1 protein-coding gene is annotated in these 391 nt (G+C 65.5%); it reads right to left on the reverse strand.

The window, feature by feature from the left end:
* Positions 1 to 391: ATP-binding cassette domain-containing protein (locus I6F21_RS38460; RefSeq protein WP_225184482.1), on the reverse strand; the 391-nt coding region annotated here is incomplete at both ends.

Genomic DNA, 391 nt, shown 5'->3' on the forward strand with positions numbered 1-391 from the left:
GAATGCACGTGTGCGCTCGCTCGTCGGGGAGGAAAAAACCTGTTCTGCCGGGCCGCGCTCCACCACGACGCCGTGCTCGGTGAACACAACCTCGTCGCTGATGGCACGCGCGAAGGCCATTTCGTGCGTGACCAGGACGCAGGTCAGGCCGTCGTCGACCAATTCGCCGATGACGTTGAGGACTTCGCCAACGGTTTCCGGATCGAGAGCGGATGTCACTTCATCGAACAGGATCAGTTCCGGCTCCATGGCCAGCGCGCGGGCAATCGCAACGCGCTGCTGCTGGCCGCCGGAGAGCTGTCCGGGGTGCGCGCGGGCCTTGTCCTCCAGTCCGACTTTCTTGAGCAGCGCATGCGCGGTGGCTTCAGCGTCTGGGCGCGCCTTGCCGAGC

It is taken from the genome of Bradyrhizobium sp. NBAIM03 (assembly GCF_020194055.1).
Taxonomy (GTDB): Bacteria; Pseudomonadota; Alphaproteobacteria; order Rhizobiales; family Xanthobacteraceae; genus Bradyrhizobium; species Bradyrhizobium yuanmingense.